Source organism: Gilvimarinus sp. 1_MG-2023 (genome assembly GCF_030548285.1).
The window spans coordinates 1-245 of sequence record NZ_JAUOSC010001508.1 but is presented as its reverse complement, the minus strand read 5'-3'; the positions used below and the strand labels follow the sequence as shown (position 1 = coordinate 245).

Annotated in this window: 1 protein-coding gene; it reads right to left on the bottom strand. The window is 46.1% G+C overall.

Going from position 1 to position 245, the window contains the following annotated elements:
• A partial coding sequence (locus Q4563_RS21865; protein WP_303606034.1) for a hypothetical protein occupies window positions 1-245 on the bottom strand: 245 nt, incomplete at both ends.

The following is a 245-nucleotide window of genomic DNA, read 5'->3' as shown; positions in this document are numbered from 1 at the left end:
GCTGCTGAGTCATCAGAGGCCGAACCAGCGACTTGCTAGCCAGCGTGTTCATGATACGGCTGGGTGGGAAAATCAGATCAAATTGCTGACGATCATCAAAATACAAGGTAGCGAACTTATCCAGACTGTCGAACTCGACGTAATCTATCTCGATATTGAATTCTTTCTCAAAAGCTTCCAATACACCCGGTTCAATATAATCACTCCAGTTCAACACCCGTAACACTGGTGTTTCTTCCTGGGCC